Origin of the sequence: Pontivivens marinum (assembly GCF_900231835.1) — a bacterium.
In the GTDB taxonomy this organism is placed as follows: Bacteria; Pseudomonadota; Alphaproteobacteria; order Rhodobacterales; family Rhodobacteraceae; genus Pontivivens; species Pontivivens marinum.
On sequence record NZ_OCTN01000002.1, the window covers coordinates 79,473 to 103,205 of the forward strand.

The following is a 23,733-nucleotide window of genomic DNA, read 5'->3' on the forward strand; positions in this document are numbered from 1 at the left end:
GAACACGCCCCGGGCTTGTGGATACAGGCACCGGGGCTTAGGTCAGTTTCAGCGTTACGGAGTATCACATGCAGGCCATTTTTATCGATCTAGACGGCACATTGACGGACCCCTCGGACGGGTGGTTTCCGGCGCTGAGCCTCGCGCTGAAATCGCAGGGCGTTGATGCGCCTGCGCGCGCCGAGCTGGGCTGGACGATCGGATTGCCGATTGTTGAGGTGCTGGAGGTTCTGCTGGGGCAGGGCGCGGATATTGGCGACGCAGTCACCGATTTCTACGCCGCCTATATGGTTGGCGGGGTTGAGGACGCGATCCTGCACGATGAGGTTGGTGAGATGATCGACACCTTCCGTGATCTGGAGGTGGCGATCTACATCACCTCGGTTTTGCCCACCCCCGTGGCGGAGCGGCAGGCCGAGGCGATGGGGCTGGACGCCCATGTTGACCGGATTTTCGGGTCCGAGATTAGCGGCGAAAACTCCGACAAGACCTCGCTCTTTGCCTATGTTCTGGGCGAAACCGGTCACGACCCGTCGCGCTGTATCGTCCTTGCTGACCGACGTCATGACATTGATGGTGCCCGCAATAATGACATCCCGACCATCGGCGCGCTGTGGGGCTTTGCGGAGCCTGAGGAACTGCACATGGCAGAGGCGGACGGCCTGGCCGGTTCGCCCGAGGATGTTGTCGAAATCGCCGCAGACCTGATGGGATTGGAGCTAGAATGATACGCAAGATAGTTTTCGCGGCGATGCTGGCGCTCGCCCCTGCTGCACAGGCGCAAACCGGTATTGATCAGCGCGTCATTGGTGAATTTACACCGACACGCGACATGACCAGCGCCGCACTCGGTGCGACGGCAGCATTCTGGGCCGCGTTGGATCGGGGTGATCTGTCGCTCAGCTACGGTCTGACGGCACCTGCATTGCGTGATGCAGTCACATTGCAGGAATTCACCGACGCCGTCGCGCCAACAGCCGATTTCGGGGTGCCGCGTCGGGTAATGCGCCTGACTTGGCATCATGAGCAGCCGAATTATCCGGGCACCGCACTGGCCGTTGATTGGCAGGTGCGTGATGGCGATACGCTGCTGGGCGGCGGGTATCTGATCTGGCAATTGCTGGATGATGGCACATTCGGCCTGCTGCGACTGGACACGACCGACCTGCGCGACGCGCAATAATTTGGCGACCCGCCTGCGAGGGGCCACACTGATGGAGCCGACATGACCACCGATGCTGTAGCACTGACCCAAGCCCTGATCCGCTGCCCCTCCGTCACACCGCAGGAGGGGGGCGCGATTGAGCTGATGGATCAGTTGCTCAGCGAGGCTGGTTTTGTGACGCAACGCTGTGATCGCAATGGTATCGCCAACTTGTTCGCGCGGTGGGGGCAGGGGCGAAACGGGCGTACTTTCGGCTTTAACGGTCATACGGATGTGGTGCCTGTGGGCGACCCTGCGGATTGGACCTATCCGCCATTTTCAGCCGAGATCGTGGACGGCGTGATGTATGGCCGTGGCGCGTGCGACATGAAGTCGGGCGTTGCGGCCTTTGCCGCCGCTGCTATCGATTTTGTCCGCGACACTCCGCCCGATGGCTCCATTGCGATTGCGATTACCGGTGACGAGGAGGGCGACGGCGTTGACGGCACCGACGCAATCCTCGACTGGATGCAGGCCAATGGGGAACGGATGGACCATTGTTTGGTGGGCGAACCGACTAGCCCCGAAAACATGGGCGAGATGATGAAAATCGGTCGCCGTGGGTCCATGTCGGCGTGGATTACCGCAACGGGCTGTCAGGGGCATTCGGCCTATCCGCATCGCGCGCTGAATCCGCTGCCGCCCTTGGTGAAGTTTTTGGACCGGTTGGCTAGCCGTGAGCTGGATCAGGGAACCGATCATTTCGATCCCTCTACCTTGGCCATCGTCACCATCGACACCGGCAATCCGGCGAATAACGTCATTCCGGCCAAGGCGACCGCCTGCGTGAACATCCGCTTCAACGATGCCCATAACAGTGGTGAACTGACCGATTGGTTGCAGCGTGAGGCACAGCAGATCAGCCGTGAAACCGGTGTTACTGTCGATATGCGGATCAAGGTGTCGGGTGAAAGCTTCGTCACCCCACCCGGTGAACTGAGCGATCTGATCGCTGCTGCCGCGCAGGCAGAAACGGGCCGCACGCCGGAATTGTCCACCACGGGTGGCACGTCCGATGCGCGCTTCGTTAAAAATCACTGTCCGGTGGTGGAATTCGGCTTGGTCGGGCAGTCCATGCATCAGGTGGATGAATGCGTAAAGGTCGAGCAAATTGAACAGCTCAAGGCGATCTACACCCGCATCCTGCACGGATATTTTCCGAACGCGGGCTGATTGTCGCAAACAATTGATCATTTAAATCACGAGAATTCATCCCGTCTGGGCTGGACAGTGACGCCACGTCGTCATCAGATTTGCCAACCCTCAGGAGACCGCACCATGACCCTTGCCTTCGGACAGCAGATGCTCGCAATTCCCGGCCCCAGCCCGGCACCGGAGCGCGTGTTGCGCGCGATGCATCGCGGGTCTCCGAACATCTATGATGGTGAGTTGGTCGATATGATGCCGGACCTGATGGATGATCTACGGACCGTTGCGCGCACCAAGCACGATGTAGCGCTGTATATTTCCAACGGGCACGGTGCGTGGGAGGCCGCGCTGAGCAATGTGTTCAGCCGTGGTGATCATGTTCTGGTTCTGGCAACCGGTCGCTTCGCGCAGGGTTGGCGTGAAATGACGGAGCAGATGGGCATCACCACCGACATGATTGATTTCGGCACAGATTGCCCGATTGATCCTGCCCGCGTGGTTGAGGCGCTGAATGCGGATAATGGCCGGATCAAGGCTGTACTTTGCGTGCATACCGACACTGCGTCCTCCGTCCGTAATGACATCGCGGCGTTGGGCAAGGCGATCCAGTCCACAGGCCATGACGCATTGTTCATGGTGGACTGCATCGCCAGCTTGGGCTGTGAACCGTTTGAGATGGACGCATGGGGCGTCGATGTCATGGTCACTGGCTGCCAAAAGGGTTTGATGACGCCAGCGGGCATGTCATTCGTGTTTTTTGGTCCTCGGGCAAAGGCACGGGCCGAAACCGCGGATTGCCGCACAGGTTACTGGAACTGGACGCCCCGGGCCGATCCGGCAATGTTCTATCAACGCTTCTGCGGCACCGCACCCACGCACCACCTGTTCGGCCTGCGTGAGGCGCTGACCATGCTGGTGCATGAGGAGGGCGTGCAGGCCGCATGGGCGCGCCACGCCGTTTTGGCCAGCGCAGTTTGGGCTGCCGCCGATCGCTGGGCTGAGGGGGGCGCATTGCGGCCAAACGTACCGGATCGGGCGCACCGGTCCCTTGCTGTGACGACCTTACAGCTTGAGGGATATGACGTCGAAGCATTGCGCCAATGGTGTGAGACCAAGGCAGGTGTAACCTTGGGAGTTGGGTTGGGGCTCGATTTTACACAGGCACGCGGAACCGGTCTGTTCCGTATCGGCCATATGGGGCACCTGAACGCGCATTCGATCCTTGGAACACTGGCATGTGTTGAGGCTGGACTAAAGGCGCTCGGCATTCCACATGGTTCCGGCGGGATCGAGGCAGCCGTGACGGCAATTGCGGAGGCGGTCGGGGCCTAAACCCCTGCCGCACTCAACGAAACATCCCAGTCAAACCATCCATCAGCGGTTTTTCCCGCTGGTCGGAAAACATGCGGAAAGATCTCTGCGGGGTCAGGATCACCTGATCCCGTGCGATAACTTACCTCGACAGGTACGGCAGGCCGGATTTGCCATGCGGATGGTGGCAAGGTGATGCCATTCGGGTGGTCGCGCAGCCATTCCGCTATCAACTCACCCATTCCGCCGATATTTTCATTGATGATGTTCAGGTCAGACATGCTGGGGAAATTGCCGCCCCCAGCGATGCGATAGCTGTTTGCAATCACAACAAACTTGTCCGTTGGCTTCAGAGCCGCACCATTATGCGTGATTTGCGTAATCCGCCGCGCCTCTGGGTTTACCAATCTGCCAGAAACGGAAAAGCGATAGGGTTGCGTCGGATCAATCACGTAGTTCAGACCGAGCACCGCATCGAAATTATAGGCGGGCATATCGGGGTTCACCAATGGCTGTCCCGCCCGCTGCGGTGAAAGATGGGCCAGATGCAGACTGGCCATTTCCAGCCAGTCAATCATCTGAGCACCCGTGACTTCCGCCGCGATAATGCGGTTGGGATACGGACATAAATCCGCAACAGCGCGGTTTTTCAGCGGGCCGGATTCTATGCTGGTATACCCGCTAGGCCCAGCCCGCCCTCCACATCGCAGGGGTGATGCAACGGCCAGCATCGGCAGATCGGTCGTCACGGTTCTGCGCCCTGCTGCCAATAATGCGGCCTGAACCAGTCGCACGGCGGGGCTGTGCGCGATGGCCGCGAATTTCGTGTTTATTGGACGATCCGTGTGGCTGATCTGGGCATCCAGCCGAACACGTGCGCGGATGATGTGCGGCGCAACGAGGGCAGAAATCCGCGTATCAGGTTCTGTTTGGGGCAGGCGAAAACTGGCCCTGTGACTGTCCACAGACCACCCGTTCCGATCCTGTTTCAGGCTCAGGTCAAGCACCCCGATCCGCTGTCCCGCCCAACCGGCCATAATGGCGGGCGTGCCGGCCAGAGTTCCGTGGATAGGATCGATCCCGTCAGCATGTGGAAAATCAGCGCCCGGAAAAACCCGATGCTGGTGCCCGCACAAAACAGCATCCACACCGTCAAGCATTGCGATAGGTAACGCGGCCTGCTCGTCCAGATCATCATGGCCTAGTGGTACAATCCCGCAATGGGCCAAGACGATGACGATATCGGCTCCTCCGGCACGCATCTCGGGTAGAACTGCGCGAACAGCATCCGTACTGTCACGCATTTGGGCATGCTTATGCAGGTGATGGTTGTTCCAGCGCATGACACGCGGCGGCAGGATGCCAGTTATGCCGACGCGCAGAACATCATCACCAAATGGAATGGTCAGAATGCGGTAGGGATCAAAGAACGGCTCCCCCTCAAGGCTGAGAAGATTGGCGCAAACCATCGGCGCTACTGCGGTTTTTTGCATCTGCCGCAGCGCGTCTATGCCGAAATCCAAGTCGTGATTGCCAATCGTCTGCCCGTCATAGCCGATCAGGTTAAAGGCATCCTGCATCGGATGCGTCGCAACATCCTCCAGATCATCGGTTAGCGGTGAGCCTTGAAAAGCGTCGCCGATGTCAAATAGCAGGCTGTGCGCCACCTCCGCCCGCGCGGTTGCGATTGCGGGCGACAGTGCTGCCAATCCAGCCTCCTCAACCTCAGCGGTCAACAGGCGCGTGCCATCTATCGCCATATGCAGGTCCGTGGTGCAAATCAACCTGAGGGTGTTTGGCGGGACGCTACTGCTGGTCATAATTTCCTCTTTAGGCTTGGCTGGACGGCGAAAGCATGTGCTGTGTGGCTGGTGTGACCTTAGGTTGATCGATAGGTTGCGATGGTACTAGAATCTTCAGAAGGACAGGTCATGCTATCCGTCAAGTTGAACCGGATTGTCCATCACGGATCGTCATCCACCAACACTAAACCGCTGTTAATTGCGCATGGATTGTTCGGATCGGGGCGGAATTGGGGCGCGATCGCCAAGCGTCTATCCGCGACCCGTGATGTTATCGCGGTGGACATGCGCAACCATGGCGACAGCCCCCGCGCGCGACCACATGACTATGCCGGAATGGCGGCCGATCTTGCTGATGTGATTGCTGATTTAGGCGGGCAGGCGGACGTACTGGGCCATTCGATGGGTGGCAAGGCATCTATGGCATTGGCCCTGATGCATCCCGAATTGGTGCGGAACCTGATTGTGGCGGATATTGCACCCATTGCCTATTCGCATAGTCATTCCAACCATATAGATATCATGCGTCATCTGGATTTGAGCGGCATCACTCGCCGATCCGAGGCTGACGCCCGCCTTGCCTCCAGCCTGTCTGATCCACAGTTGCGGGCATTTTTCCTGCAAAGCCTTGATCTGACCGATGGTGCCTCGTGGAAGCTGGATTTGGATGCGCTGGAGGAGGGAATGCCCGCCACGGTTGGGTGGCCTGATCTGGACGGCACCTTTGACGGACCCGCCTTATTCGTTGCGGGTGGCGCGTCTGACTATCTGACGGCGGACCATCACGCCAAAATTCAGACGTTATTTACTGACGCAACGTTTCAGACAATCGAGGGCGCCGGTCATTGGTTGCATGCGGAACAACCTCGGGCCTTTGTCGATCTGGTTTCGGAGTTTTTGACCGAGGAATAACGGGTAATGCCTGTGTGATGCGGGTTTTCTGTCAACGCATTTTCCACACAGGCCTATTCGCCTTATGCGCGTATTCGTAGGGAGAGGGCGGTGCTATAGCCGCCCCTCCATACGCAAATAATCGCGTCCACCCTTGTCGAAAACCTCACCGACGACCTGCAAGCCATGTCGTGCATAGAGCGATGTTGCTGCTACCCGTGCGTCGCACCACATCTGGGTAACGCCACGGGCGCGCAGCAGGTTTTGCATGTGGCGTAGCATTTCGCTTCCAATTCCGCGCCCCTGATGGTCGGGGTGGACGGCAAACTTGCGCAATCGGGCCGTATCATCTGTGATGAACAGGGATGCAACGCCGATCAAATCACCCTCATACGTGCCCAGATGCAGGGCGCTATCGTCGCCCCGAACCATGGCTGCGCTGATCCCCTGACCGGGGCGTAGAACCATCTGCCGTAGGGCGAGCACATCGGCGGCGGTAACTTCGCGTATGTCCATTTGGTCTCCGATCAAAAAAGGGCGAGGCCAACCGGCCCCGCCCCACTTTATATTGAGATGAACCGCACGTCTTATGCGGCTGCTTTTGCCTCAGGCCCGAAACGGCCGTAGAAGCTCTCACCCTTGGCAGCCATATCGCGCAGCAGGGCAGGCGTTTCAAAACGCTCGCCGTAGCGCGCGGTCAGATCGTCGCAGATTTCCACGGCACGCTCGGCACCCAGAATGTCGAGCCAGCTGAACGGACCGCCGGACCAAGGCATAAAGCCCCAGCCGAGGATCGCGCCCACGTCGCCCTCACGGATATCCATCAGCACGCCTTCCTCCAGCGCACGAACTGCCTCCAGCACTTGCGACATGGCGAGACGATGCTGAACCGTTGTCAGCTCCGGCTGCTCTGCCGAAGGTTCCCACGTGTCGCGCAGACCCGCCCAGAGCATCCCGCGCTTGCCCTTTTCATCGTAGTTGTAGAAGCCGGCATTGGACTTACGGCCCAGACGCTCACCCTCATACAGCTTGGTGATGACCTCATCCGCGCCGGAGGCTGGATAGGCATTGCCCATAGCGGCCTTTGTCGCCTTCATGATCTTGTAGCCCAGATCGATCGAGGTCTCATCCGTCAGCTGTAGCGGGCCAAGCGGCATGCCCAATTGCTTTGCAGCACCCTCAACCAAGGCAGGCTCAACACCCTCCGCGACCATGCGCGCGCCCTCGTTCACATAGGGGATGATGCAGCGGTTCGCGTAGAAGAAGCGCGCATCATTCACCACGATTGGCGTCTTGCGGATCTGGCGCACGAAATCGAGCGATTTGGCAACGGCACGGTCGCCGGACTGCTCACCCTTGATGATCTCAACCAGCAACATCTTGTCCACGGGGGAGAAGAAGTGGATGCCGATGAACTGCTCGGGCCGCACCGATGCCTTGGCCAGCTCGGTGATGGGCAGGGTGGAGGTGTTGGTGGCAAAGATGCAATCCTCACCCACGATGGCCTCAACCTTTTTGGTGATCTCGGCTTTAACCCCGACATCCTCGAACACAGCCTCAACGATCAGGTCCGCACCGGCCAGCGCGTTCAGATCGGTTGTTGCGGTGATTTGCCCCAGAACGGCTTCCTTCTTTTCCGCCGTGACCTTTTTACGGCTGATGCCCTTGTCCAGAATGCTCTCGGAATAGGCTTTACCCTTATCCGCGCTTTCCTGTTTCTGGTCGATCAGAACAACCTCGATCCCCGCCATGGCGGAGACATAGGCGATGCCGGCCCCCATCATGCCTGCGCCGAGGATGCCAACCTTCTTAACCGATTGATCGGGCACATCTGCGGGACGCACAGCGCCCTTTTCCAGTGCTTCCTTGTTCAGGAACAGCGACCGGATCATCGCGGCGGAGGAGGGGTTCATCAGAACCTTGGTGAACCAACGGGCCTCGATCTTCAGCGCGGTATCGAATGGCACCATGGTCATTTCATAGGCGGCGGACAGCAATGCCTTGGCCGCGGGGAAAGCACCCTGCGTTTTGCCATGGATCATCGCGTTCGCGCCGACAAAGGTCTGGAAGCCGGACGGATGATAGGCCGCGCCGCCGGGCATTTTGTATCCCTTGGCATCCCAGGGTTTCACGATATCCGCATCGGTTGCGCCCTTGACCCATTCCTTGGCACGGGTCAGCAGCTCATCCGCCGGTACAACCTCATCAATCACGCCTGCGCTCTTGGATTTTGCGGGGGCCAGCATCTTGCCCTCCAGCAGCAGGGGAGAGGCAGCCATGACGCCCATCATGTGGATCAGACGAGTTGTACCGCCCGCGCCGGGGAAAATGCCGACCATGATTTCAGGCAGGCCGATCTTGGCCTTTGGATTGTCTGCAACGAAGCGACGGTGGCACGCCAGACCGATTTCAAGGCCAATGCCCGCCGCCGTGCCGGGGCTGGCCCATGCAACAGGCTTGCCGCCCTTATTGGTTTTCTTGTCCATCGTGTTGCGCTCAATTTTGCGCAGCAGATGGTGCATTTTCATCGTGCCCTCAAACAGACCGCGCGCAGGTTCATCGCCTGCATCCTCACGCATTTTGGCGAGGATGTTCAGGTCCATGCCGCCGGCGAAGTCCTTCTTGGCCGAGGTGATGACGATGCCCTTAACGGCTTCATCCTCAATCGCCTTATCCAAGGCGCCGTTCAGCTCTGCCAGACCCTCAAGAGTCATGACATTCATGGATTTCCCCGGCAGATCCCAGGTCAGCGTTGCGATGCCATCAGCATCGACGTCGTAGTTAAAGATGGTCATTTACTGTCTCCCGTTGGAGGAAAATGGGGTGGAGGGCATCATATGATGCCCCCGATCAGCAGTTCCGGCGCCGAGCTCTCCAGGAACATCGGGCGGCGCACTGCCTCGTTGTGGGTTATGTGCAGACAGATCCGGTAACCGTTGGCGCGACGGCGCAGGCCGTATGTGCAATCATGCTGGATCAGCTCCTCATCCGTCGCAGTGGCGTATCGCCATGTGACATCCGCCATGACAATGCCCGGATCAAAACCACGAACCTCGTGAATTTCGACCGCGACATTGGCTAGGCCAAGCTTCGTATAGCTTTCATGCACGTTACGACCGATTTCCAGCATCTCGGCTGGGCCGTCGACCATGACTGTCTGGTGCGGGCGCATCAGCACGACGTTGGTGTCATATAGTTTTGACCACTCATCGTGCCGCGCGTCCTGAAAGGCCGCGCGGAAAGTTTCTAGAACTTCTGTTACACCCGAAAGCATCATTGCCTAGATCCGTTCAATGATCGTTGCTGCACCCATGCCGGAGGCAACACACAGGGTCGCCAATGCGGTTCCCTTGCCCGTGCGCTCCAGCTCATCCAATGCGGTGCCGATAATCATTGCGCCGGTCGCTCCCAGCGGGTGACCCATCGCGATAGCACCGCCGTTCACGTTGACCTTATCGTGGTCAACATCGAACGCCTGCATAAAGCGTAGGACGACAGCTGCGAATGCTTCGTTAACTTCGAACAGATCGATGTCGGAAATGTTCATACCGTTATCGGCGAGGATTTTCTCCGTCACGGGGACGGGACCGGTCAGCATGATGGTCGGATCGGTTCCGATCTTGGCCGTGGCGCGGATGCGTGCGCGTGCTTTTAGCCCGTGCTTTTCTCCGAACTCCTTGGTTCCGACCAGCAGGCCAGCAGCGCCATCCACGATGCCCGAGGAGTTGCCCGCGTGGTGTACGTGGTTGATCTTCTCCAGATGCGGGTATTTCAGCAGGGCCACCGCGTCAAAGCCGGGCATGGACTCGCCCATATCCTTGAACGCTGGCTTTAGCCCGCCAAGTGATTGCATATCGGTGCCGGGGCGCATGTATTCGTCACGGTCCAGAATGGTCAGGCCGTTCTGGTCGCGCACAGTCATGATCGATTTGGCAAAGCGGTTTTCATCCCATGCCACGGCGGCACGGCGCTGGCTTTCCACTGCATATGCGTCAACGTCATCGCGGGAAAACCCGTATTCCGTCGCGATAATGTCAGCGGAGATACCCTGCGGCACGAAATAGGTTTTCATCGCGACCGAGGGGTCCACGGCGATTGCGGCCCCATCCGAACCCATCGGCACGCGGCCCATCATTTCCACACCACCCGCGATATAGGCGTGACCGGCGCGGCCCCGAACCTGATTACCGGCGAGGTTTACAGCCTCCATGCCGGATGCGCAGAAACGGTTGATCGACAGACCGGGTGCGCGCTCGTCGAAATCGGAATACAGGACGGCGGTTCGTGCCAGACATCCGCCTTGCTCACCGACCTGTGTGACGTTGCCCCAGATCACGTCCTCAATCTCATCCGTTGCCAGATTGTTGCGACGCTTCAGCTCGTTCAGCACTTCGGCTGAGAGACGCGCTGATGTGACTTCGTGCAGCGAGCCGTCTTTGCGGCCCTTTCCCCGAGGGGTGCGAACGCTGTCATAAATATAAGCTTCGGTCATTTATCCGCCCTTTCGTTAGCTGATGTAGGAATACCAGAGGCGCGCGGCAGCGATTGTGCCGAACACCGCGATGGCCAGCTGCCATCGGTAGAAAACTTTTAGCGCTCCGGTGCGTGGAGCCGCCTTATACGCCGCAAACAATGCGCCTACGGCGATAACGGGCCAAAGCACGCCGTGCTGAACCAACAGCAACAGCGTGATTGAGGTGAACGCGATGCCGGCGATAACTTGCGCAGCGGCATGGCTCAGCGGGTTTTCCGGTTCCATATCATCATCATCCGGCCGCACCTCGCGCGCTGGCTGTATCACCAGCGACAGGGCGGGCAGGGCGAGGGCGAACAGCCACCAAAAGATCATGGCTGCCCCCGTTCTGTTATGTAGGAACGTAAATTCACGCTGTCCTCGGCATTAGGTCATAGGGATGTTTCCACCCGTCAATCGCCGCAATCCGGTCCAGCCAATCCGAAATGTTCGGCCATTCCGCGCGGTCAAATCCGAACGGCTCGGGGTAATACAGGTATGAGCAGCAGGAGAAATCGGCAATTGTCGGCTTGTCACCAACCAGCCAATCCTCATCCTGCAAATGCGCCTCAAGCACGGTCAGCGCACCCTTAACGCGCCCTTGCAAGAAGCCGATCACGTCAGCGGAGCGTTTCTCCTCAGGCACGAAGTTCATCATGAACCGCAGCACACCAGCCTGCGACGACATCTTATGATTGTCCCACAGGATCCAGCGCAGCACCTCACGCCGCTCAACCGCGGAACCGGCGGCAAATTTGCCCGTCGCTGTGGCGAGGTAGTCGAGGATAACGCCCGATTGGCTCAGGATAACCTCACCCGTGCGTGCAGAGTGACGCAGGACGGGGGCCTCTCCCATTTCATTCAGCTCACGAAACTCCTCGCTGCGGACCTCTCCGTTAAAGAAATCGAGGAAAACCGGTTTCCAGTCACAACCGGCCAGTTGCAACATCAATGCAGCCTTGTAGGAATGTCCGCTTTCGCCAAAGCAGTGAAGTTCGTAATCGGCCATTCGATATCCTTTCGTGCCCGTCAGCGGGCAGGGAGAAGTTGGTTTTGCCTGTTTTGGGCCAAACCGGGGTTCGGGCGTATCCGGCGCTGTTCGCGGGGCAGGGTCAACCCCTGCCGAACGCGCGCGCGATCACAACCCGCGTCCGATGATCTCCTTCATGATCTCGTTTGTGCCGCCATAGATCTTTTGCACGCGGGCATCGGCCCACATTTCGGCGATGGAATATTCCATCATGTAGCCATAGCCGCCGAACAGTTGCAGGCACTCGTCAATGACTTTGTTCTGCATATCGGCCAGCCAGTATTTGTTCATCGCGGCTGTTTCGACGCTTAGCTCACCCTTGATATGGGCGGTGATACAGGCGTCGTTAAAGGCGCGGGCGGCGATGGTATTTGTCTTGCACTCCGCCAGCTTGAACCGTGTGTTCTGGAATTGCAGCAGGTTGCCGCCAAAGGCTTCGCGTTCGTGGCAATATTGGATGGTGCGCTGTACCGCGCCCTCCATCGCGCCAACTGCGCCGGTGCCGATGACCAGACGTTCCTGCGGCAACTGCTGCATCATCTGGTAGAAGCCTTGCCCCTCTACCCCGCCCAGCAGGTTTTCAGGCGGGATTTCCACATCGTCGAAAAACAGCTCAGAGGTATCCGCCGCCTTTAACCCGACCTTGTCGAGGTTACGGCCACGACGGAACCCCTCGGCATCATCCGTTTCGATCGCGATCAGGGATACGCCCTTGGACCCCTCGCTCGGGTCCGTCTTACATGCGACGAGGATCAGGTTTGCGTGTTGGCCGTTGGTGATGAAAATCTTGGACCCGTTCATGCGGTACGCATTGCCCTGTAGCGTCGCACGGGTGCGGATCGCCTGTACATCGGACCCGGTAGAGGGCTCGGTCATTGCCAGTGCGCCGACCAGATCGCCCGTTACCATGCGGGGCAGCCAGCGTTGCTTTTGTTCGTCCGTGCCAAAGGCGATGATGTAATGTGCCACGATAGGGGTGTGGATGCCAAAGCCCCAACTGGCGAGGTTCGCGCGCGACCCCTCCATCAGGATTACCGCATCATGGCTGAAATCACCGCCCGATCCGCCATATTCCTCGGGGATGGAGGAGCCGAGCAGACCGATCTCACCGGCCTCCTGCCAGGTCTCACGCTCCATGATGCCATCGTGGCGCCACTTCTCCATACGGGGGGCCCACTTTTCAGCGATGAAGTCGCGCGTCAGGTCCTCAAGCATCACGTGCTCGTCCGTCATCCAGCCGGATTTCAGGTTCTGGAATGTCATAGCTCTCTCCCTTTGCGCGGCCTCTTTGGCGGGCCGTGTCTTGGATGCCGTCCCGAGAGACCCTCGGAACGGCGGTATTCAATCGCGGTCTTAGAAGTTCGCGACGTCCAGACCCATGACGTTGGCGCCACCTGCCTGAACCTTTTGCAGCAGGAACGCTGTCTCTGGCAGCTTGCGGGTCATGTAATAGCGGCCTGTGACCAGCTTGCTCTCGTAGAACGCGGTGTCGCAGTTACCAGCATCCAGCGCGGCATAGGACGCCTTGGCAATCTGGCCCCACATCAGGCCCAGACATACATGGCCGAACAGGTGCATAAAGTCCGCAGCACCTGACAGCGCATCATCCGGCTTGCCCGCGTTCTGCATGAAATACATGCCAGCCGCTTGCAGATCCTTGGAGGCAGCTTTCAGGGGGGTAATGAACTCCGCCATACGCTCATCATCTGCGTTTTCCTTGATGAAGGTTTTCACCAGTTCAAAGAACGCCATGACGTGCTTGCCGTTATCCGAGGCCAGCTTACGCCCAACAAGGTCCAGCGCCTGAATGCCGTTAGTGCCCTCATAGATCAGCGCAATGCGGCAATCGCGCACGAACTGTTCTGCACCCCATTCGGTGGTAAAGCCGGAACCGCCATAGACCTGCTGCGAGGAGATGGTCGCGTCCAGACCCTTATCCGTCAGGAAGCCCTTAAGCACGGGGATCAGCAGCGAAACCATGCCCTCCGCATCTGCGTCATCATTGCGACGCGAGCGGTCGATCATGGTGGCAGCCCACAGCATGAAGGCACGACCACCCTCAACGAAGCTTTTCTGATCCATCAGCATGCGACGCACATCGGGGAAGTGGATGATGCTGTCGGCTGCTTTCTCAGGCTCCTTGGTGCCGGTAACAGCACGGCCCTGAATGCGGTCCTTGGCGAAGGCCAGCGCGTTCTGATACGCAACCGATGCCTGAGCCAGACCCTGCATACCGACGCCCAGACGGGCCTCGTTCATCATGGTGAACATGGCGCGCATGCCCTTGTGCAGATCACCGATCAGGTAACCGGTCGCACCGTCATAGTTCATCACGCAGGTCGCGTTGCCGTGGATACCCATCTTGGATTCCAGACCGCCACAGGACACTGCATTCCGCTCACCCAATGAGCCATCGTCGTTGACCATGAACTTGGGCACGATGAACAGCGAGATACCCTTGATACCGTCAGGACCACCGGGGATTTTCGCCAGAACGAGGTGGATGATGTTTTCCGCCATCTCATGCTCACCAGCAGAGATCCAGATCTTCTGACCGGACAGCTTGTAGGTGCCGTCCTCCTGTGGTTCCGCCTTGGTACGGATCAGGCCCAGATCGGTGCCGCACTGGGGCTCCGTCAGGTTCATGGTGCCGCCCCATTTGAAGCTGACCAAGTTAGGCAGATACTTCGCCTTCTGCTCCTCCGTGCCATGCGCGTGGATAGCGGCGTAGCAGCCGTGTGTCAGGCCGGGATACATCATCAGCGCCATATTGGCGGAGGAATGCATTTCACCAACTGCGATGGACAGCGTATAGGGCATGCCCTGACCGCCATATTCGGGATCACAGTCAAAACCGGTCCAGCCGCCATCGCGTAGGACGTTTACCGCATCCTCGAAGCCCTCAGGCACGCGGACGACGCCGTTATCCAGTTTACATCCCTGATGGTCACCGACTGTGTTCAGAGGGGCCAGCACGTCACGCGCGATCTTGCCTGCTTCCTCCAGCACGGCACCGGTGAAGTCACGGTCGAGTTCGTCAAAGCCGGGGATGTCCTGCTCGCTGACCTTTAGAACGTCATGCAGGACGAAATCGATATCTTTGGTGGTTGGCTCGTAAAAGGGCATGTTTCTCTCCGTCGTCATATGGCGGCGTATGCGCCGCGCGTTTTGGGATATTCTCGGGGGTTAGGCTGCTGCGCCGACCCCGCGGGATTTCAGGATTGTCCGAGCGTGGTCCATTTGGGCCTCAAGCTCACTTATGGCGTCGTCCAGCTCTGCGCGCTGGGCACGCATGGCCTCCAGCCGCTCCAATGCAACGGAATAGGTCCGCGCAATCTGCGTCTGCTGCTGGTCGCCAATGTCGTATAGGTCGAGTAGCTGGCGGATTTCTTCGAGGCTAAAGCCAAAGCGTTTGCCGCGCAGGATCAACACCAGACGCCCACGGTCAGAGCGGGTGAACAGCCGCCGCGACCCTTCGCGTTTGGGGAACAATAGTTCCTTGGATTCGTAAAAGCGCAAGGTGCGTGGAGTTACGTCAAACTCCTCACACATCTGTCCGATCGTGCTGAATGTGTCTTCGGTCACAGCGGTTGCCCCCTCTTGTCTGCATCAAGTCTGACGCAGTGTTGGGGGCAGCTTCAACAGTGAAGTTGACGCGAACGTAAGGTCGAACGCAGCGTCACAAATGCAAAGCCGCGCGGATCAGCCGCGCGGGGTGGTTGGTGTCGGCAGGTCGTCGCGCATTCTTTGATTCATGCGTGCGATCTCGGGGTGGTCAAAGGGGGCGGAGCATTGGCTCAATCCCTTGCGTGCCTTGGTGAACAGGCGGTTTAACATATTGCTCATATCAGTTTTCCTTTCTGTAAGTTCCAGATAGGGATGCAAAACCTAATAAAAAAGTGGAGAAAGCCGCGCAGCTATATTAGAAAAACTATATGGCACAACTTAGAAACATCCCCCTGAATGCCCTGCGCGCGGTTGAGGCAGTCGCCCGTCTGGGAAACCTGCGCGCAGCTGCACAGGCGCTGGGCGTGACACAGGGCGCGATCAGCCAACATTTACGGCGGGCCGAGGAGCTGCTGGGCGCGAACCTGTTCACACGCGGCGCGCAGGGGCTGGAATTGACTGAGCTGGGTCGGGTGATGAGTGTGGACCTCAGCCGTGGATTCGCTTTGCTGGAGCAAGCCGTCGCAACCGCCAGCGCGCGTGAGGTTGACGCGCTAACCGTTTCGGTCGCGCCGGTTCTTGCATCGAAATGGCTGGTCTGGCGCATGAACGATTTCGCGCAGGCCCATCCTGAACTGCGACTACGGATTGAGGCGACGATGGATCTGGTCTCGCCCCGATTGAGTGGTGCAGATGTGGCAATCCGTGTCGGGCGGGGCGGTTGGAGCGGGGTCGCTACCCGTAAGCTGGCCGATCAGGTGGCGTTTCCCGTGTGCAGTCCGGCATTGGCCGCGAATATATCATCGGTGCAGGCGCTGCACGAGCTACCTGTGTTGCGCGATATTAACAGCCCAGATTTCTGGCCGGATTGGTGGCGCCTAAATGGGGGGGCGGGCGATCCCCCATCGCGCCCCGGTCCGTCCTATTCCGATGCCGCGCTGTGTCTGGATGCGGCAATTGCGGGGCAGGGCGTGTTTTTAGCATGGCCTGCGCTGGCTGGTGATGCGATTGCGCGGGGGCAGTTGGTGCGGCCGGTTGACGGGACATTGCGCACGGCGAATGCCTATTGGTTTGTGACGCAGGGCGCACGCCTGTCCCCGAATATCCGCGCTTTTGCCGATTGGTTGGCGGTGGAGTTAGAACGCAGCTACAGCGCGCTGGATATTGAGGTGGGGACAGAATGATCGGCGTGTTTGATAGTGGTCATGGTGGGCTGACAACCTTGGCAGCCTTGCAGCAACATATGCCACAGCAATCGTTCACCTATTTGGGTGATCATGCGATGGCCCCCTATGGCCCACGCGATGCGGCAGATATCACGGCATTGACGCAGGCCGCCCTGCAACGATTATTCGACCGCGGATGCACGTTGGTTATAATCGCCTGTAATACGGCGGCAGCGGTGGCGCTGCGCGATTTACAGCAGGGATGGCTGGCGCAGCACCATCCAGACCATCGTGCGCTTGGCGTATTCGTTCCGGTGATCGAGGCGCTGTCAGGTCGGGATTGGGCGCAAATTGGCCCTCCGCTTGATCTGCACGGTCAACGCATCGCGATATTTGCGACGCAGGCGACAGTGGAAAGTGAGGCCTTTCCGCGAGAGATGGCCTTTCGCGCGCGCAATGTGCAAATCCGGCAGGTCGCGTGCCCCGGTCTGGTTGATGCGTTGGAGGCAGGCGACATGCACCGCGCTCGCGATTTGGCCCACGGTTTTGCGGGGCAACTCGGTGATTTCATCCCCGACCGTGTATTTCTGGGCTGTACGCATTACCCGATGGTTGCCGGTGCCTTTGCCAGTGGATTACCCGACGGCACGGAAATCCTGTCACAGCCGGAATGCGTTGCGGCCAGCTTGCAAAATTACCTGACCCGTCACCGCCAACATGCGGGCGGTGGGGCTGGTACGGCATATCTGACAACGGGCAATCCGGAACAGGTAACGCGCGCGGCGCAGGCGCTGACAGGGCGCACCCTGCCATTTCGCCAGATATGAGGCGCTATTTGTCCAGCGCACTTTCGGCGACTTCGCGCAGACGCTTCAGCTCGTCTATCGCGCCTTCAAGCTCAACCTTGCGCGACTCAAGCTCGTCGATCTGGCGTGTGCTTAGCTCAATCCACTCACGGAACTGCGTGGTCTGGTTATCCTCGATGTCGTACAGCTCCAGCCACTGGCGTATTTCCTCCAAGCTAAAACCAAAGCGGCGACCTCGCAGGATCAGCGTCAGCCGCGCGCGTTCACGCGCACCGTATAGCCGCTTTCTTCCCTCACGTTCGGGGGTAAGTAGCTCGATATACTCATAATATCGCAGGGTCCGTGGTGTGACGTCGAATTCCACGCACATTTGCTGAAGTGATTGTTTCGTTTCCGTCATCCGCCGACCCCCTATTTCGGTCTTTCCACCGTTACATTACATAGTCGGCTTACGTGACGGAAAATCAAGGGTTGTTGCACGAACTACTCTTCTGAGTGGTACGATAAACGCCTCTTTTCAAATCCACCACGGGGCACATATTGTCCGCAGGCTGGTTCGGACCGGCGCGAAGGAGCACCACATTATGGAAAAAACAGAGATGCTGGCGCTTGCACGTAGAATGGCGCAGGCGATTCCCCTCTCGGCAGCATTGGGGATGGAGATCAAGGATGTCGGGCCCGGCACCGCCGTTATGACCGTTCCCTATGATGACCGCTTGGTCGGGGATCCGGTTACGGGCGTATTGCATGGCGGCGTGATTACGACATTGCTGGACGGATGTTGCGGCACTGCGGTGATGACGCATCCCAAATCCCCCGGGGGCACGGCGACAATCGATCTGCGGATTGATTATATGCGCGCGGCAAAGCCGGGGCAGGCGATTACGGCGCGGGCTGAATGCTACCGTGTCACACGTTCCGTCGCGTTTGTGCGGGCTGTTGCCGATGATGGCGATCCCGACGATCCCGTCGCGCAGGCCAATGGTGCCTTCACTGTTGAGCCGCGCGGAACCAAAATCGGAGCTAAGCCATGAGCCGCGGTCGCAACGAACCCGTGCAGGAGGTAAAGGCCCGCCGCGATGCCGCGCTGGCCCGTTTGACCAAATCTGTGCCGTATATGCAATTTCTGGGGATCAGCTTTGACCGGCGCGGGGATGAGCTGACAGCAGTGCTCAGCTATTCCGACCACCTGATCGGCAACCCTATGTTGCCCGCATTGCATGGTGGGGCGATTGGCGCGTTCCTGGAATCCGCTGCCTTGGTCGAGGTGATGTGGCATCAGGTCTGGGACCGGATGGAGGCCAGCGGGCCCGAGGCAGACGCCATCGAGAACGGCGATTTCCCTGACTGGCCCAAGGTGATCGATATAACCGTCGATTACCTGCGCAGCGGTTTGCCGCGCGACGCCTATGCACGCACCACGATCACGCGGGCGGGGCGCCGCTATGCCTCGGTTCGGGTTGAGGCATGGCAGGATAACCGCGAACGCCCCTTTGCCGAGGCGATGGTGCACCTGCTGATGCCGCAGGATCGATAGCCGGATAATACGGTTCGGGCCGAAGCATCTGCCCGCGCCAACATGCGATACAGCCATACCAACAAGAAGGTGGCATGATGAAGTCGAGCCCTGACAAGCTGTCCTATGCTGCGATCGGATTGCTAACAATTGTATGGGGCTCGGCCTTTGCTCTCACCACGGTTGCCTTGCAGGGATATGGCCCGATGCAGGTCGTGACCGCGCGTGCTGGTCTGGCCGCACTGGTACTGGTCAGCGTTGCCTATATTTCGGGGCAGGGATTGCCGCGCAGCCTGAACCACTGGATGTGGTGCGCGCTGTTCGGGATCAACTCGCTGGCACTGCCATTCACGCTGCTGACATGGGCGCAGCTAACCATTGATTCAGCGGTGGCAGCAGTGCTGATCTCCTCCTCGCCGCTATTTGTTCTGCTGCTGTCAAAGTTCATTTTGGGCACGCAGGTTGGTCCTCGTAAATGGCTGGGGTTCAGTATTGGCTTTGTCGGGCTAGGGGTGTTGATCGGACCGGGCATTTTGCGCGCCGTGGATGCGCCGCTGCTACCACAGCTTGCCTGTCTGGGGACGGCGTTCTGCTACGCGATGTCCGCGGTGTTGGTGCGGCGTATGCCGGAATTGCCACCGGTGCAGGCAACAGCGGCCAGTCAACTATCCGCGGCGGTGGTTTTGGTGCCGTTCGGGGCAGTTGGCTTGGTTTCCGACCTGACGCTGGGCACGCCGCTCATCGCGCTTGCTGTGCTGGGGCTGGTGCAAACCGGTGGCGCGCAATTGCTACGTTACTGGACAGTAAAGCGGTCGGGGGCGGTGTTCGCCTCCACTGTTGGTTATCTGATCCCGATCTGGGCGGGCATGCTGGGTGTAACCCTGTTGGGTGAGCCGATCACATGGCAGCTTGTGATCGGCTTCGGCCTGATCGTGTCTGGCCTGCTGGTCGCGGGAAACCGGCCCGAGGGTCAGCGCACCGCCGCTGCCTCCAGTGCGGGATAACGCCAGCCAAGCGTTACCCCCCGCAGGACAAAGAACAGCATTAGCGCCGCCCACAATCCGTGATTGCCCATCAGCGAAACCAGCAGCGGCATCATGGCGAAATATCCAAGGGCGGAGATCACCATCATATTGCGCATATCCCGCGTACGGGTCGCCCCGATGAATATCCCGTCGAGCATAAAGCAGGGCAGCCCCACAATCGGCGCCAACACCATCCACGGCAGGTAATCACGCGCAACCGCTTGCACGTTTTCGGCGGTTGTCATCTGCCCGATCACGAAATCCCCGGCGATCAGGAAGAGCAGGGACATCAGGCACACCGCGCCGATCCCCCAAATACTGGTCAACCGCGCCGCACGACGCAGGGCAGGGCGGTTGCCCACGCCAAATGCAGCCCCGACCAGTGCCTCCGCAGCAAAGGCAAATCCGTCTAGCGCATATGCCGTCAGGTTCAGGAATTGCAGCAGGATCTGGTTCGCGGCCAGCGTTACGTCGCTCAACCCAGCGGCGCGAAAGGTAACGGACATAAAGCAGACTTGCAGCAGCACAGACCGGATCATGATGTCGGTATTTACTGCGATCATCGGCTTGAGCATTGCCATATCGCCCACACGCGCACGGTCGCGCCAGTGATTGGCGCGAAACACATCGCGGCACAACACAATGCCAACAGTCGCGCCTGCAATTTCAGCGATCAGCGTGGCCAGCGCGACGCCACCAACACCCATATCCAGCCCCAGCACGAACCATAGCGACAAAACGATGTTCAGCGCGTTCATCGTCATTTGCAGGATCAACACACTGCGCGTCCGCTCCACTGCGATCAGCCAGCCGGTTAGGGCATAAACCGCAATGGCAAAGGGCGCGCCCCAGATGCGAACCGCGATATAGGTCCGGGCGAGGGCTTCGACCTCCTCACTGCCCTTGGATATCCAGAAGGCCAGCCGCGTGATCGGTATTTGCAGAACAATCAGCGCGGCCCCCGCAATCGCGGCAATCATCAGGGCGCGGGTCAGGTGGGCGTCCCGCTCCGGTATGTCACCACGGCCTGCGGCCTGCGCGACCATTCCGGTAGTTCCCATGCGCAGAAAACCGAAAATCCAGTACACCGCGCTAAGGATAACGGCCCCAATCGCCACGCCGCCGATCGGAGCTGCCGCACCCAACTGACCAACAGCATATGTATCCACCAAGCCCATCAGGGGGATCGTCGCATTGGACAGCACGATAGGCAGCGCAATCGCCAGAACGCGCCGGTTTGTGATGGGGGTCATGGGCGTAACCTTTGCGCGCGGGTGCGGCTGACCAACATGCCGGTCACGATGAGGATCAACGCGAACAGGAATGCCCCCGGCAGGCTTTCCCCCAGAACGACAACACCCAAAACGACCGCCCAGACTGGCACCTGATAGTTCACGAGGCTCAGGAAGGACGGACCTGCGCTGCGCGTTACGCTGACCAACATCACCGTGGCCAGTGCCGTGGGCAGCAGGCCCAAATATAGCGCTCCGCCCAATGCTGTCGCGGATGGCATCGCGGGGATACCCTCAACCAATAGTGCGGCAGGAACTATCACAATTGTCGCCAGCATCAATCCCGCTGCTGAATAGGCAATCAGACCGATCGGCGGACATAGCCGTGTATTGATTGACCCGATGGCATAGCAAGCCGATGCGCCAACACAGGCAAGACGGGGCAGGTTTGCGCCCTCACCCTGTGGCAAGCCGATCAGCACGACCACGCCGGCAAAGCCGATGGCGAAGCCTGCAACCTTGCGCGGGCTCATCCGCTCACCCGGAACCATGAAATGTGCGAGGGGCAGGACGAACAGCGGAACCACAGCCATCGTGATGCCCGCAAAACCTGACGTAACAGAGCCCTGCGCCCAGCTCAGCAGGGCAAAGGGGATCGCATTGGTAAACAGCGCCATGCCCGCGATATGCGCCCAAATGCGCGGCCCTTCCGGCGTGGTCCAACGCGGCAAACCACCTGACCGCATGGCCAGCGCGACCAACAGGACCGCCGCCAGCGCAATACGGAATGCTGCCAAGGTGACAGGGCCAAAGCCTGTCAGTCCCAGCTCCACCCCTAGAAATGATCCGCCCCAGATCAGCCCGAGCAGGCCCAGCATGGCCCAGTCACGCAGGCTGGCATTAGATGCCGCGCTGGCGACGCTCATGCCATCAACTCCACCGGTGGGTGGGCGAGGATGCGGCTGATGCGGGTCAGGCAGTCGGAGAAGACCTCGTCGCTCAACCCCATGCCAAGGGCGATGCGGATCTTGTTCGGGACATCAGCACCGGGCAGGACATAGGCACCCGCCGTGGCGACGCGCACGCCTGCCTCCGCACAGGCACGGTCAAAGGCGGCGAGGTGCCAGCCCTCGGGCAGGGAAAGCCACGCGAAATTCGCGCCCTCCGCCGTGCGAACACCCCATGGGGCAAGGTGGCGGCGCAACAGGGCTGCGCGGGCCTCCAGATGCTCACGGGCGGAAACGCGTATCTCGTCCGCGATGCCGCTCTCGATCAACTCCACAACAATCTGGCCGATCAGTGACGACACACGATAGTTCATCGCCTGAATGATGCCCTGACCAATCGGCCCGCGCCCAGGAGGAGTCACAAGGCAGCCAAACCGCAATCCGGCAGCGATACATTTCGACATGGAGGTCGCGTACCACGTCCGTTCCGGCGCGAAAGACGGGAACGAGGGCGGGCGGCTGGACATCAACCAGCCATAGACATCGTCCTCGATGATTTGCAGATCGTGGGCGCGGGCCAGCTCGGCGATTTCTGCGCGGCGGCTTTCCGGCATCGTGACCAAGGTGGGGTTGTGCAGGTTCGGCGTGACCAGCATGGCCTGCGGGCGGGCAACACGGCACGCCTCGGCTAATGCATTGATACACAAGCCGTGTTCATCAGATTTGATGGGGTACAAAGTGATGCCCGCCAGCTTTGCCGCCTGCTGAAAACCCGGATAGATCAGGTCAGACACGGCTACAACCGGGTGCGGGCCAGAGGTACAAGCCATCATTGCCACCAATACAGCCTGCTGGGCGCCATAGGTTGGTACAATGGAATCCTCATCCGCGACCACACCGCCCTTACCCAGCCAATTCGCCAGTGCAGTGCGTGTCGAGTAGTCATTTGTCGCACGGGTATAATCATCCAGAACGACGGAGCCACGAGAGATGACGCGGGTGATCGCCTCATTAATCATGTGCTCCTGTCCGACCATAGGGGAACGCGAGTTGCGCAGGTCAACCTGCCCCTCTGCCGGTAAATTAGTTAACGGATGCAGGGGGATAAATGTACCCGTCTCACGACGTTCCCGCACAAATGTACCCTGACCCACGGTGGCGCGCAGGGCACCAGCCTCGGTTGCCTCACGGTAGGCGCGGGCCACAGTTCCAGGGGTTACACCAATTTCCCACGCCAATTCCCTGACCGGCGGCAGTTTCGCGCCAGAGGCAAGCGCGCCCGAGCGGATTGCATCCTCAATAGCGCCTGAAAGTGCGCGATATTTGGGGCCGGCATCTGTGTTGAAGTCGGGAACCCAGCTTGTGTCAAATCTTGTACCCATAACAAAACTCCGGTGGAAAAGCTTGGCGTGTGTTTGTACCTGTACCTCGTGACCTAAGGAGGCACAAACCGCATATTGTATTGATACAAATGG

At 59.3% G+C, this 23,733-nt stretch carries 25 protein-coding genes; 10 read left to right on the forward strand and 15 right to left on the reverse strand.

All coding sequences use genetic code 11. The annotated features are described in order from the left end of the window. Positions 1 to 68 precede the first annotated feature (68 nt). The 4 genes from CR254_RS06305 to CR254_RS06320 all read left to right on the forward strand — a co-directional run bounded on the left by CR254_RS06305 (position 69) and on the right by CR254_RS06320 (position 3,685). Positions 69 to 728 (forward strand): HAD hydrolase-like protein, encoded by a 660-nt coding sequence (locus tag CR254_RS06305; RefSeq protein WP_097929002.1) that lies wholly within the window; start codon positions 69 to 71, stop codon positions 726 to 728. Further along, positions 725 to 1,183: a M14 family metallopeptidase gene (locus CR254_RS06310; RefSeq protein WP_097929003.1), complete on the forward strand. Its 459-nt coding sequence runs from the start codon at positions 725 to 727 to the stop codon at positions 1,181 to 1,183. The genes CR254_RS06305 and CR254_RS06310 overlap by 4 nt, the downstream gene beginning before the upstream one ends. 42 nt (positions 1,184 to 1,225) lie before the next feature. Further along, entirely contained in the window at positions 1,226 to 2,377 is a 1,152-nt protein-coding gene (dapE, locus tag CR254_RS06315; RefSeq protein ID WP_097929004.1) for a succinyl-diaminopimelate desuccinylase, read from the forward strand. A 105-nt stretch (positions 2,378 to 2,482) separates the two neighbouring features. Next, positions 2,483 to 3,685, forward strand: coding sequence for a pyridoxal-phosphate-dependent aminotransferase family protein (locus CR254_RS06320; protein ID WP_097929005.1), 1,203 nt, complete (start codon positions 2,483 to 2,485; stop codon positions 3,683 to 3,685). Here the strand turns inward: CR254_RS06320 and CR254_RS06325 are convergent. Beyond that, the gene (locus tag CR254_RS06325) at positions 3,682 to 5,484 is read right to left on the reverse strand and encodes a 5'-nucleotidase C-terminal domain-containing protein (RefSeq protein ID WP_097929006.1); all 1,803 of its coding nucleotides are present in this window, start codon (positions 5,482 to 5,484) and stop codon (positions 3,682 to 3,684) included. The genes CR254_RS06320 and CR254_RS06325 overlap by 4 nt on opposite strands. Before the next feature lie 111 nt (positions 5,485 to 5,595). Between CR254_RS06325 and CR254_RS06330 the strand changes: the two genes are divergently transcribed. Beyond that, on the forward strand, positions 5,596 to 6,378 hold the full coding sequence (locus CR254_RS06330) for an alpha/beta fold hydrolase (RefSeq protein WP_097929007.1): 783 nt from the start codon (positions 5,596 to 5,598) through the stop codon (positions 6,376 to 6,378). A gap of 93 nt (positions 6,379 to 6,471) precedes the next feature. On the opposite strand, the gene CR254_RS06335 is transcribed toward CR254_RS06330, so the two are convergent. The 10 genes from CR254_RS06335 to CR254_RS18010 form a co-directional block, all read right to left on the reverse strand. Next, positions 6,472 to 6,873 carry a GNAT family N-acetyltransferase gene (locus CR254_RS06335; protein ID WP_097929008.1) on the reverse strand — a complete coding sequence of 134 codons (402 nt, stop codon included), beginning with the start codon at positions 6,871 to 6,873 and terminating at the stop codon, positions 6,472 to 6,474. Positions 6,874 to 6,944: 71 nt separating this feature from the next. Continuing rightward, on the reverse strand, positions 6,945 to 9,152 hold the full coding sequence (locus tag CR254_RS06340; RefSeq protein WP_097929009.1) for a 3-hydroxyacyl-CoA dehydrogenase NAD-binding domain-containing protein: 2,208 nt from the start codon (positions 9,150 to 9,152) through the stop codon (positions 6,945 to 6,947). Positions 9,153 to 9,190: 38 nt separating this feature from the next. Further along, positions 9,191 to 9,634 (reverse strand): DUF6841 family protein, encoded by a 444-nt coding sequence (locus CR254_RS06345; protein ID WP_097929010.1) that lies wholly within the window; start codon positions 9,632 to 9,634, stop codon positions 9,191 to 9,193. Positions 9,635 to 9,637: 3 nt separating this feature from the next. Next, the gene (locus CR254_RS06350) at positions 9,638 to 10,849 is read right to left on the reverse strand and encodes an acetyl-CoA C-acetyltransferase (protein ID WP_097929011.1); all 1,212 of its coding nucleotides are present in this window, start codon (positions 10,847 to 10,849) and stop codon (positions 9,638 to 9,640) included. Between the two features lie 15 nt (positions 10,850 to 10,864). Further along, positions 10,865 to 11,206 carry a hypothetical protein gene (locus tag CR254_RS06355; RefSeq protein WP_097929012.1) on the reverse strand — a complete coding sequence of 114 codons (342 nt, stop codon included), beginning with the start codon at positions 11,204 to 11,206 and terminating at the stop codon, positions 10,865 to 10,867. Positions 11,207 to 11,240: 34 nt separating this feature from the next. Further along, positions 11,241 to 11,879, reverse strand: a complete 639-nt coding sequence (locus CR254_RS06360) for a glutathione S-transferase family protein (protein WP_097929013.1) — start codon at positions 11,877 to 11,879, stop codon at positions 11,241 to 11,243. Positions 11,880 to 12,008: 129 nt separating this feature from the next. Further along, entirely contained in the window at positions 12,009 to 13,163 is a 1,155-nt protein-coding gene (locus CR254_RS06365; RefSeq protein ID WP_097929014.1) for an acyl-CoA dehydrogenase family protein, read from the reverse strand. Positions 13,164 to 13,253: 90 nt separating this feature from the next. Beyond that, a complete protein-coding gene (locus CR254_RS06370; RefSeq protein WP_097929015.1) occupies positions 13,254 to 15,026 on the reverse strand; it encodes an acyl-CoA dehydrogenase C-terminal domain-containing protein in 1,773 nt (590 codons plus the stop codon). Between the two features lie 60 nt (positions 15,027 to 15,086). After that, positions 15,087 to 15,485, reverse strand: coding sequence for a MerR family transcriptional regulator (locus CR254_RS06375; RefSeq protein WP_245851461.1), 399 nt, complete (start codon positions 15,483 to 15,485; stop codon positions 15,087 to 15,089). Between the two features lie 117 nt (positions 15,486 to 15,602). Beyond that, complete coding sequence (locus tag CR254_RS18010) at positions 15,603 to 15,746, reverse strand: hypothetical protein (protein WP_180955907.1); 144 nt, start codon at positions 15,744 to 15,746, stop codon at positions 15,603 to 15,605. 89 nt (positions 15,747 to 15,835) lie between these two features. Here CR254_RS18010 and CR254_RS06380 point away from each other — a divergent pair, with 89 nt between their 5' ends. Together CR254_RS06380 and CR254_RS06385 are read left to right on the forward strand one after the other, a co-directional pair. Next, positions 15,836 to 16,750, forward strand: a complete 915-nt coding sequence (locus tag CR254_RS06380) for a LysR substrate-binding domain-containing protein (protein ID WP_097929016.1) — start codon at positions 15,836 to 15,838, stop codon at positions 16,748 to 16,750. Then, positions 16,747 to 17,559: a glutamate racemase gene (locus tag CR254_RS06385; RefSeq protein WP_097929017.1), complete on the forward strand. Its 813-nt coding sequence runs from the start codon at positions 16,747 to 16,749 to the stop codon at positions 17,557 to 17,559. Before CR254_RS06380 ends, CR254_RS06385 begins: the two co-directional genes overlap by 4 nt. Positions 17,560 to 17,563: 4 nt before the next feature. Here the strand turns inward: CR254_RS06385 and CR254_RS06390 are convergent, their stop codons facing one another. After that, positions 17,564 to 17,938 (reverse strand): MerR family transcriptional regulator, encoded by a 375-nt coding sequence (locus CR254_RS06390; protein WP_097929018.1) that lies wholly within the window; start codon positions 17,936 to 17,938, stop codon positions 17,564 to 17,566. A gap of 184 nt (positions 17,939 to 18,122) precedes the next feature. Between CR254_RS06390 and CR254_RS06395 the strand changes: the two genes are divergently transcribed. The 3 genes from CR254_RS06395 to CR254_RS06405 all read left to right on the forward strand — a co-directional run bounded on the left by CR254_RS06395 (position 18,123) and on the right by CR254_RS06405 (position 20,058). After that, positions 18,123 to 18,572, forward strand: coding sequence for a PaaI family thioesterase (locus tag CR254_RS06395; protein ID WP_425440249.1), 450 nt, complete (start codon positions 18,123 to 18,125; stop codon positions 18,570 to 18,572). After that, a complete protein-coding gene (locus CR254_RS06400) occupies positions 18,569 to 19,075 on the forward strand; it encodes a PaaI family thioesterase (protein WP_097929020.1) in 507 nt (168 codons plus the stop codon). The genes CR254_RS06395 and CR254_RS06400 overlap by 4 nt, the downstream gene beginning before the upstream one ends. 77 nt (positions 19,076 to 19,152) lie before the next feature. Then, positions 19,153 to 20,058, forward strand: a complete 906-nt coding sequence (locus CR254_RS06405; protein WP_219617991.1) for a DMT family transporter — start codon at positions 19,153 to 19,155, stop codon at positions 20,056 to 20,058. Here the strand turns inward: CR254_RS06405 and CR254_RS06410 are convergent. From CR254_RS06410 to CR254_RS06420, 3 genes are read right to left on the reverse strand one after another with little or no spacing between them, the layout of a single operon-like run. Beyond that, a complete protein-coding gene (locus CR254_RS06410; RefSeq protein ID WP_097929022.1) occupies positions 20,025 to 21,332 on the reverse strand; it encodes an MATE family efflux transporter in 1,308 nt (435 codons plus the stop codon). The two genes, CR254_RS06405 and CR254_RS06410, sit on opposite strands and share 34 nt — an antisense overlap. Next, on the reverse strand, positions 21,329 to 22,237 hold the full coding sequence (locus CR254_RS06415; protein WP_097929023.1) for a DMT family transporter: 909 nt from the start codon (positions 22,235 to 22,237) through the stop codon (positions 21,329 to 21,331). Before CR254_RS06415 ends, CR254_RS06410 begins: the two co-directional genes overlap by 4 nt. Continuing rightward, positions 22,234 to 23,640 (reverse strand): aminotransferase-like domain-containing protein, encoded by a 1,407-nt coding sequence (locus CR254_RS06420; protein WP_097929024.1) that lies wholly within the window; start codon positions 23,638 to 23,640, stop codon positions 22,234 to 22,236. Before CR254_RS06420 ends, CR254_RS06415 begins: the two co-directional genes overlap by 4 nt. Between the last annotated feature and the right edge of the window lie 93 nt (positions 23,641 to 23,733).